7 protein-coding genes are annotated in these 9,257 nt (G+C 73.0%); 2 read left to right on the plus strand and 5 right to left on the minus strand.

The window, feature by feature from the left end:
* Positions 1–205 precede the first annotated feature (205 nt).
* Positions 206–3,235, plus strand: a complete 3,030-nt coding sequence (locus ACOV8S_RS10720) for a bifunctional [glutamine synthetase] adenylyltransferase/[glutamine synthetase]-adenylyl-L-tyrosine phosphorylase (RefSeq protein WP_448317558.1) — start codon at positions 206–208, stop codon at positions 3,233–3,235.
* 112 nt (positions 3,236–3,347) lie between these two features.
* On the opposite strand, the gene ACOV8S_RS10725 is transcribed toward ACOV8S_RS10720, so the two are convergent.
* From ACOV8S_RS10725 to ACOV8S_RS10745, 5 genes are all read right to left on the minus strand, one after another.
* Positions 3,348–4,088, minus strand: a complete 741-nt coding sequence (locus ACOV8S_RS10725; RefSeq protein WP_448317559.1) for a DUF3618 domain-containing protein — start codon at positions 4,086–4,088, stop codon at positions 3,348–3,350.
* A complete protein-coding gene (locus tag ACOV8S_RS10730; protein ID WP_448317560.1) occupies positions 4,064–4,429 on the minus strand; it encodes a phage holin family protein in 366 nt (121 codons plus the stop codon). The genes ACOV8S_RS10725 and ACOV8S_RS10730 overlap by 25 nt, the downstream gene beginning before the upstream one ends.
* A gap of 58 nt (positions 4,430–4,487) precedes the next feature.
* Positions 4,488–5,117, minus strand: a complete 630-nt coding sequence (locus ACOV8S_RS10735) for a hypothetical protein (protein WP_448317561.1) — start codon at positions 5,115–5,117, stop codon at positions 4,488–4,490.
* 299 nt (positions 5,118–5,416) lie between these two features.
* Complete coding sequence (locus ACOV8S_RS10740; RefSeq protein ID WP_448317562.1) at positions 5,417–6,349, minus strand: phosphatase PAP2 family protein; 933 nt, start codon at positions 6,347–6,349, stop codon at positions 5,417–5,419.
* Between the two features lie 148 nt (positions 6,350–6,497).
* Positions 6,498–7,535 (minus strand): LacI family DNA-binding transcriptional regulator, encoded by a 1,038-nt coding sequence (locus ACOV8S_RS10745; protein WP_448317564.1) that lies wholly within the window; start codon positions 7,533–7,535, stop codon positions 6,498–6,500.
* A 394-nt stretch (positions 7,536–7,929) separates the two neighbouring features.
* Here ACOV8S_RS10745 and ACOV8S_RS10750 point away from each other — a divergent pair, with 394 nt between their 5' ends.
* Entirely contained in the window at positions 7,930–9,201 is a 1,272-nt protein-coding gene (locus ACOV8S_RS10750) for an extracellular solute-binding protein (RefSeq protein ID WP_448317565.1), read from the plus strand.
* The last annotated feature ends 56 nt before the right edge of the window (positions 9,202–9,257 follow it).

Raw genomic sequence — 9,257 nt, forward strand, 5'->3', positions numbered from 1 at the left:
TCCGCAGGGTGGGCAGGTGGGTGCGGTTCAGCGTTTGCACGCGGGGCAGCAGGGTGCTGCCCCGCCGCCCGCAGTGGTCGCCCCCCGAGGGAGGCTGTCGTCCGCGCGAGGGCACGGACCGTGGACCGCCCCGCGAGGGTCCCTCGCCCGGGGCCGGGGGCTAGGCTCGGGGCCGGACGATCACGATGGTGGAGAGGCGGCGCTGATGGCGACTTCGGGGCGGCGGAGCAGCACCTTCACCCTGCTGCTGCGGCACGGGTTCACGGACCCCTCGGCCGCCGGCAGGCTGCTGGAGAGCCCCGAGCTGAGTGCGGTCCGCGGCGACCCGCTGCTGCTGGAGGCGCTGGCCGCCACCGCCGACCCGGACCTCGCGCTGCGCGGCCTGGTCCGCATCCTCGAGGCGCAGCCCGACCGCACCCACCGCTCCCGGCTGCTCGACACGCTGCTGTCCGCCAAGCCGCTGCGTGACCGGCTGCTGGGCGTGCTCGGCGCCTCCGAGGCGCTGGGGGACCACCTGGCCCGGCACCCGGACGACTGGCAGGCGCTGGTCACCTACGAGCCGCGCGACCTGCACCAGGGCGTGCCCGAGTTCGAGGAGGGCCTCGCCGACGCCCGCGACCCGGTGGAGCTGCGGGTGGCCTACCGCCGCTGCCTGCTGTCCATCGCCGCCCGCGACGTCCGCGGGACGATAGACGTCGCCGAGACGGCCGGGGAACTCGCCGACCTGGCCACCGCCACCCTGCGCGCCGCCCTCGCCATGGCCGAGGCCGCCGCTCCCGAGGACACCGCGCTGTGCCGGCTCGCCGTGATCGCGATGGGCAAGTGCGGCGGGCACGAGCTCAACTACGTCTCCGACGTCGACGTCATCTTCGTCGCCGAGGCCGCCCGGGACGCCGACGAGCGGGCCGCGCTGCAGGCGGCCACCCGGCTCGCCTCCCACCTGATGCGGATCTGCTCGGAGACGACCGTCGAGGGCTCGATCTGGCCGGTCGACGCCAACCTCCGCCCCGAAGGGCGCAACGGCCCGCTGGTGCGCACGCTGGCCAGCCACGTGGCCTACTACCAGCGCTGGGCGAAGACCTGGGAGTTCCAGGCGCTGCTCAAGGCCCGGCCGGTGGCCGGTGACCGGGAACTCGGCGCCGCCTACCTGGCGGCCCTGCACCCGATGGTGTGGCAGGCCGCCGAGCGGGACAACTTCGTCGCCGACGTGCAGCAGATGCGCCGCCGGGTGGTGGCCGGCATCCCCGCCGCCGAGCTGGAGCGGGAGCTGAAGCTCGGGCCGGGCGGCCTGCGGGACGTCGAGTTCGCCGTGCAGCTGCTGCAGCTGGTGCACGGCCGCGCCGACACCTCGCTGCGCAGCGGCACCACCCTGGACGCGCTCAAGGCCCTCGCCACCGGCGGCTACGTGGGCCGTGAGGACGCCGCCGGGCTGGACGCCGCCTACCGGTTCCTGCGCGAGACCGAGCACCGCATCCAGCTGTACCGGCTGCGCCGCACCCACCTGATGCCCGAGGACGAGGACGACCTGCGCCGCCTCGGCCGCTCGCTGGGGCTGCGCTCCGAGCCCGTCACCGAACTGCGCAAGGAATGGCGCAGGCACTCCTCGGTGGTGCGGCGGCTGCACGAGAAGCTGTTCTACCGCCCGCTGCTCAACGCCGTCGCCCAGCTCGCCCCCGGCGAGGCGCGGCTGCGGCCGGACGCGGCCCGGGAGCGGCTGGTCGCCCTCGGCTACGCCGACCCGGCGGCGGCGCTGCGCCACCTGGAGGCGCTGTCCGCCGGCGTCTCCCGCAAGGCGTCCATCCAGCGCACGCTGCTGCCGGTGCTGCTCGGCTGGTTCGCGGACTCCGCCGACCCGGACGCCGGGCTGCTCAACTTCCGCAAGGTCTCCGACGCACTCGGCGCCACCCCCTGGTACCTGCGGCTGCTGCGCGACGAGGGCGCGGCGGCGGAGAACCTGGCCCGCGTGCTGTCCGCCGGGCGGCTCGCCCCCGACCTGCTGCTGCGCGCGCCCGAGGCGGTCGCGCTGCTCGGCGACGGCGGGGAGGGCGAACGCGGCGGCCGTGGCGTCGGCGGCGGCCTGGAGCCGCGGTCCCGGGAACGGCTGGAGCAGGAGGTCCTCGCCGCGGTGAGCCGCGCGGGGACGGCCGAACAGGGCGTCTACGTGGCGCGCGGGGTGCGGCGCCGCGAGCTGTTCCGCACCGCCGCGGCCGACATCGTGGGCTCGTACGGCACCGAGACGCAGCCCGCCGAGGCCGACCCGGGCGCGCTGGTCGACCGCGTCGGCGGCGCCATCTCCGACCTGACCGCCGTCACCCTGGCCGGCACGCTGCGGGCGGTGGTCCGCGAGCGCTGGGGCGACGAGCTGCCCACCCGGTTCGCGGTCATCGGCATGGGCCGCTTCGGCGGGCACGAGCTGGGCTACGGCTCCGACGCGGACGTGCTCTTCGTGCACGAGCCGCGCGAGGGCGTCGACGAGGCGGAGGCGGCGAAGGCCGCGAACACCGTGGTCTCCGAGATGCGGCGGCTGCTGCAGCTGCCCAGCACCGACCCGCCGCTGATCGTCGACACGGACCTGCGGCCGGAGGGGCGCAGCGGGCCGCTGGTGCGCACGCTCGCCTCCTACGCGGCGTACTACCGGCGCTGGTCCCTGGCCTGGGAGTCGCACGCCCTGCTGCGGGCCGAGCCGGTGGCCGGCGACGAGGAGCTGGGGCGTCGGTTCGTCGAGCTGGTGGACCCGCTGCGGTACCCGGCCGGCGGGCTGGAGGAGGACGCGGTGCGCGAGGTGCGGCGGCTGAAGGCGCGGATGGAGTCCGAGCGGCTGCCCCGCGGTGCCGACCCGACGCTCCACACCAAGCTGGGGCGCGGCGGGCTCACCGACGTGGAGTGGACGGTGCAGCTCACCCAGCTGCGGCACGCGGCGCGGATCCCGGAGCTGCGCACCACGCGGACCCGCCAGGCGCTGGCCGCGGCGCGGGACGCGGAGCTGATCGGCGCGGACGACGCGGCGGTCCTCGACGAGGCGTGGGTGCTGGCGACCCGGGTCCGCAACGCGGTGATGCTGGTGCGCGGCCGCGCGGGGGACACCTTCCCGACGGACGTGCGGGAGATGGCCGCGGTCGGCCGGTACCTGGGGTACGGCCCCGGCCGGGCGGGCGACATGATCGACGACTACCGGCGCACCACGCGCAGGGCCCGGACGGTCGTGGAGCGGCTGTTCTACGACAGCGCCGTGTAGCAGCGGGGCCCGGGACGCCGCGACGGGGCCGGCGGTCCTCGGACCGCCGGCCCCACGCGCTGTGCTCCCTCCTCCGGTCGCCGGTGAGCCGAGGGCGGGGGAGGCCGGCGGGTCAGCCGGGCCCGGAACCCCGGGCCTCGTCCGCCAGGGACCGGCCGGAGTCGCGCGCCTGCCCGGCGACCTGTCCGCCCTGGTCGCGGGCGGCTTCCTGGGTGGTCCGGGCCGCCTCGGCTGCGCTGTCCTTCACCTCCGCGGCAGCGCTCCGCGAGACCTCCGTGGCGCCTTCCTTCAGGTGCTGCGCCGACTCGGCGGCGGCCTTCTTCACCGGCTCCAGTGTCTCCCCGCCGCGATCCATCAACTCGGCGGCCTTCTCCTGCTCGGTCCGGGTGGCCGGCAGCAGCGAGGAGGTGAGCAGACCGAGACCGAAGGCGACCAGGCCGGCGGCCAGCGGGTTGCCCCGGGTCCGGCGGCGGGCCGTGTCGGGCGCCTGCTGCACGGCTTGCTCCGCCTGGTCCGCCGTCTCACGCGCGGTCCCGGCGGCGCGGGAGGCCCCCTCCCGCAGCGAGCCGGCCGCCGACTGCGCGGTGTCCGACACGCTGTGCGCGGTCTGCGAGGCCGTGTCCGAGGCGCGGTGAGCGGTCTGCGAGGCGGTGCCGGACACGCCGTGGGCGGTGGAGGAGGCGGTGCCCATGACCCGGTCGCGGAGGCCTGCCGCCGTGCCGCGCACGCGGCTCGTGCGCCGTCGCACCGCCTGCCGCGGGCTGGTCCGGCGGGTGAGCTGGTCCACGTCTGCGGACAACTGGTCGCGAGTGGCCTCGATGTCGGCCCTCATTCGGTCGGGTGACGTGCCCATTGCGCGTTCTCCTTCAGGGTCTCGACGGTTCGCTCGGGCTTCGGTGAGACGGTGTGCGCCTCGGCGCGGCCCTTCCGGTACAGCACGGCCGCGACGACGGCCCACAGCGCGGTGACGATCAACGCCGCCCAGCCGCCGTCCATGACGTTGGAGAGGCCGAGCAGGAGGGCCAGCGACAGGAACAGGAGGACCATGTAGCCGGCGAAGCCCGCGCCGCCGTACATGCCGGCCGCCTTGCCCGCCTTGGCCGCCTCCTCCCTGACCTCGGCCTTGGCCAGCTCGATCTCCTGGCGGAAGAGGGTTTGCAGGTCCGCCGTCACCACGGACAGCAATTCGCCCACGGACCTGTCCTGCTCCTGCGGCTCGTACGAGCCGGACGGGGGAGGAGTCGAGGCCACCTCACACCTCCGGGTACGGGTGTTGACGAGCCGGCACGGGGCCGGGCGGGGAACCGGACGGCGGCTGCGTGGTGATCGGCGTGCGCACGCCCGCCGTGCCGGAGACCTGCTCCTGCTCCTGCTCATGCCCGGAACCGTCGGGTCCGGAGGCTTCCTTCGCCACCCGCGCCAGGCGTCCCACGGCCATCCCGGCCAGCACGGCACCGCCCAGGAACGCGCCCGGGCGACGGCGGGCGAACGCCTCCAGGTCGGACACGAGACCGTCGGCCCCCTGACTCTCCAGGTAGTCGGCCGCCCGGTTCCCCCGGTCTGCCGCCTGGGCCACCAGCGTGCGGGCGGGCGAGTCGCCCCGGGCGTGCTCGGCAAGGCCGGAGAAGTCCTCCGCCCACTGCCGCAGCGTGCCGGCCGCGCGGCGCGTCTGCTCGTCCGCTTCGTCCTTCGCGCGGTTCCGCAGGTCTTCGACGACGGTGCTCGCCTGCTGCCGTGCCTCACCCACGACCGCCTGGGCCTGTTCCGCCGCGGTCCCCGCGACCTGGCTCGCGCCCTGCTTGGCCTTGTCGGCCGTCGAAGACGCCTCGGTTCTGACCTTGTCCCCGGTCGTCCCGCTTCCGGTCTGTACGGACTCACTCATCGGCGACTACTCCTCTTCGGTGTCCCGCCTGCGGTCCTGTACCGCGGACCGCCTGTCCGAACTCGAGTGGCCGATAGGGCAGGAAATGACACGTCCTGTCCTGGAGAAAAGGGGAGGAATCGGCGCTTCCTCACCCCTGCCGCCTCGTCGCCGCCTTCTCTGGCGCACCACGCGGACGAAACAGGCAGCGTGCAGAGGCCGTCGGAGAAACGACCGCAGGTGCGAACGGAGATCGTTCGCACCTGCGGTCTGTTGCTCTGCGGTGATCGGACTCAGGGCGGCCGGTCACCGCCGGCCGGTCACCGGCGTCCCGCGGGCGGGAGCGTGCGGGTGTGCGCCCGCGAGCCGCCCGCCCGCCGGTCAGGGAGCCCGGCGGGTGCCGGCTCCACGGAAGGCGGCACCGGCAGGGCCGGCGTCGCCGCCCCGCGGTGGAAGGGGCCGGGGACCGACGCCGCGCCGTACATCAGGCGCGCGACGGCGAAGCCGAAGGCGAGGCACATCAGGCCCCCGACGGCGTCCAGCCAGAAGTGGTTGGCGGTGGCGACGATGACCACCAGCGTGGCCGTCGGGTACAGCAGCGCCAGCACCCGCACCCACGGCACCCGGGCCAGCGCGAAGACCGTCAGACCGGCCCAGAGCGACCACCCTATGTGCATGGACGGCATCGCCGCGTACTGGTTGGACATGTGCTTGAGGTCGCCGGAGGCCATCGACCCCCAGGTCCCGTGGACCAGCACCGTGTCGACGAACATCGAGCCGTTCATCAGCCGGGGCGGCGCCAGCGGGAACAGGTAGTAGCCCACCAGCGCGACCGCAGTGGTCGCGAACAGCACCGTGCGCGCCCCGGAGTAGAGCAGCGGCCGGCAGCGGAACAGCCATACCAGGACGCCGATCGTCACCACGAAGTGCAAGGTGGCGTAGTAGTAGTTCATGCCGACGATCAGCCAGGTGACCGAGTTGATCCCCTGGTTGACCGTTTCCTCGACGGCGATGCCGAGCCGGTTCTCGACGTCCCAGAGCCAGTCGGCGTTGCGCAGCGCGACGGCCCGTTGCTCGGGCACGGCGTTGCGGATCAACGAGTACGTCCAGTAACTCGCCCCGATCAGCAGGATCTCGAACCAGATCCTCGGCCGGCGCGGCGTGCGCACACGCCGCAGCAGACCCGGTCGTTCGTCCGCGCCCGCGTCTGTGCCGGGAACGGCCTGCCGCGGGCGGCCTTCCAAAGCGGTCACGGTCCCTCACCCATGGCACGTCAGTCTGCCAGAAATGCCTTACCCGACCGATCATCCTCCGGAAGGATCCTGGTCGCATTTCGTTCACCGGAACCCTTAGGGGTCCGAACCATTCGCGGGGCGAACCTCCCGGCGGAAGCCGGTCCGTTCAACGCGCGGCGCCCGGGCCGGCGGCCGGCGCGGAGGCGGTGGAGCCGCGCACCACCAGCTCCGGCATGAAGACGAACTCGCTCTGCGGGGCGGGCGTCCCGGCGATCTCCTCCAGCAGCGTGCGCACCGCGGCCTGCCCCATGGCGGGCACCGGCTTGCGGACGGTGGTCAGCGGAGGGTCGGTGAAGGCGATCAGCGGGGAGTCGTCGAAGCCGACCACCGAGACGTCCTCCGGCACCTGCAGGCCCAGACCACGGGCCGCGCGTATCGCGCCCAGCGCCATCATGTCGCTCGCGCAGACCACCGCCGTGCAGCCGCGGTCGATCAGGGCAGCGGCGGCCGCCTGGCCGCCCTCGAGGGTGTAGAGCGAGTGCTCGACCAGCGTGGTGGTCTCCCGCTCGGACATGCCGAGGCGCTCCCGCATCGCCGAGGTGAAGCCCTCGATCTTGCGCTGGACCGGCACGAAGCGCTGCGGGCCGAGAGCCAGCCCGATGCGGGTGTGGCCCAGCGACGCCAGGTGGGTCACCGCGAGCGACATCGCCGCCCGGTCGTCGGGGGAGATGAACGGCGCGCGCACCTGCGGCGAGAAACCGTCGACCAGCACGAACGGCACGCCCTGCGCGCGCAGCCGCTCGTAGCGGCCCATGTCGGCGGAGGTGTCGGCGTGCAGGCCGGAGACGAAGATGATCCCGTCGACGCCCCGGTCGACCAGCATCTCGGTGAGCTCGTCCTCGGTGGAGCCGCCCGGGGTCTGGGTGGCGAGCACCGGGGTGTAGCCCTGGCGGGTCAGCGCCTGGCCGATCACCTGGGCCAGCGCCGGGAAGATCGGGTTCTCGAGTTCGGGCGTGATGAGCCCCACCAGGCCCTCGCTGCGCTGGCGCAGGCGGACGGGGCGTTCGTATCCGAGGACGTCCAGCGCGGCCAGCACGGCCTGGCGGGTCGCGGCGGCGACTCCGGGTTTCCCGTTGAGGACCCGGCTGACAGTCGCTTCGCTCACTCCCGCCTGCGCGGCGATGTCGGCAAGCCGTGCGGTCACGGGACGGGACTGTACCGGCCTTCGGGCGCGTGACTTGTACGCGGGCTGCTGCGTCATGCGCTCCCTGTTTCCTCGTGGCCTTCGATGATGGGGCCTCACACACGGACCCGCAAGAACTTGCAAAGTCTTGCACAGGCGTACGAGGAGTCGTCCCGGAAGTGCGACTCACGCCACACCGGGTGAAGTTCGCGTGATTATGTTCCTTTTTGACCCATGGCGGACCGGCCAGATCGGCCTCCTGGGAGTCGGCTCGGACGCGACTAGGACACGGTTCGGCAGCTTTTTTCTGCAAGGTCTTTCGCACGGGTTGCAGCGCTGTTACGTTTCCGGTCGCCCGCCGGTTGCAAGGACGCAGCCGGCCAGTGCACCGGGCACAGACCCTCAAGGAGAACTCATGCGGCGTGGCATAGCGGCCACCGCGCTGGCGGCGTCCCTCGCTCTGACGGCGACGGCGTGCGGCGGGGAAGGCGACGACTCGAAGGCGGACGGCCCCGTCACCATCACGTGGTGGGACACCACCAACGCGACGAACGAGGCGCCGACCTACAAGGCTCTGGTCAAGGAGTTCGAGGCCGCCAACAAGGGCATCAAGGTCAAGTACGTCAACGTGCCCTTCGACCAGGCCCAGAACAAGTTCGACACGGCCGCCGGCTCCTCCGGCGCCCCGGACGTGATCCGTGCCGAGGTCGGCTGGACCCCCGCCTTCGCGAAGAAGCAGTACCTCCTGCCGCTGGACGGCACCGAGGCGCTCTCCGAGAAGGACGCCTTCCAGCCGAACCTGATCAAGCAGGCCCAGTTCGAGGGCAAGACCTACGGTGTCCCGATCGTCACCGACACCCTCGCGCTCGTCTACAACAAGAAGCTCTTCGCCGACGCGGGCATCGACAAGGCCCCCGCCACCTGGGACGAGCTGAAGAAGGCCGCCGCGACGATCAAGTCGAAGACCGGCAAGGACGGCTACTGGGGCTCCACCGCCGGCTACTACGCCATGCCGTTCCTCTTCGGCGAGGGCACCGACATGGTCGACGTGGCGGGCAAGAAGGTCACCGTCAACTCGCCCGAGGCGCAGAAGGCGTTCAAGGCCTGGAACGGCCTGTTCGACGGCAAGGGCCTGCACAAGGCCGACGGCACCGCCGACGCCTACGCCCACATCCAGGACGCCTTCGTCAACGGCGAGGTCGCCTCGATCATCCAGGGCCCGTGGGAGATCACCAACTTCTACAAGGGCTCGGCGTTCCAGGACAAGCAGAACCTCGGCATCGCCACCGTCCCGGCCGGCTCCACCGGCAAGGCCGGCGCGCCGACCGGCGGCCACAACCTGTCGGTCTACGCCGGCTCGGACAAGGCCCACCAGGACGCCGCGCTGAAGTTCGTGAAGTTCATGACCTCCGCGAAGTCGCAGGAGTCCGTGGCCCTCAAGAACTCCACGCTGCCCACCCGTGACGACGCCTACACCGACAAGGTCAAGGCCGACCCGGGCATCGCCGGCTACCAGGGCGTCCTGCCCGCCGCCCAGCCCCGTCCCGAGCTGCCCGAGTACGGCTCGCTGTTCGGCAAGCTCGACGCCGAGCTGCCCGCCATCGCCAGCGGCAAGAAGACCCTCGACAAGGGTCTGACCGCGATCGAGACGGAGATGGCCAAGCTCCTGCCGGGCTTCACCAAGTAAGACCGGCAGCCCCGACCGGGGTGACTGCCGGACCCGACCTGACACGGGTCCGGCAG

The sequence above is a fragment of the Streptomyces sp. CO7 genome (assembly GCF_053474865.1).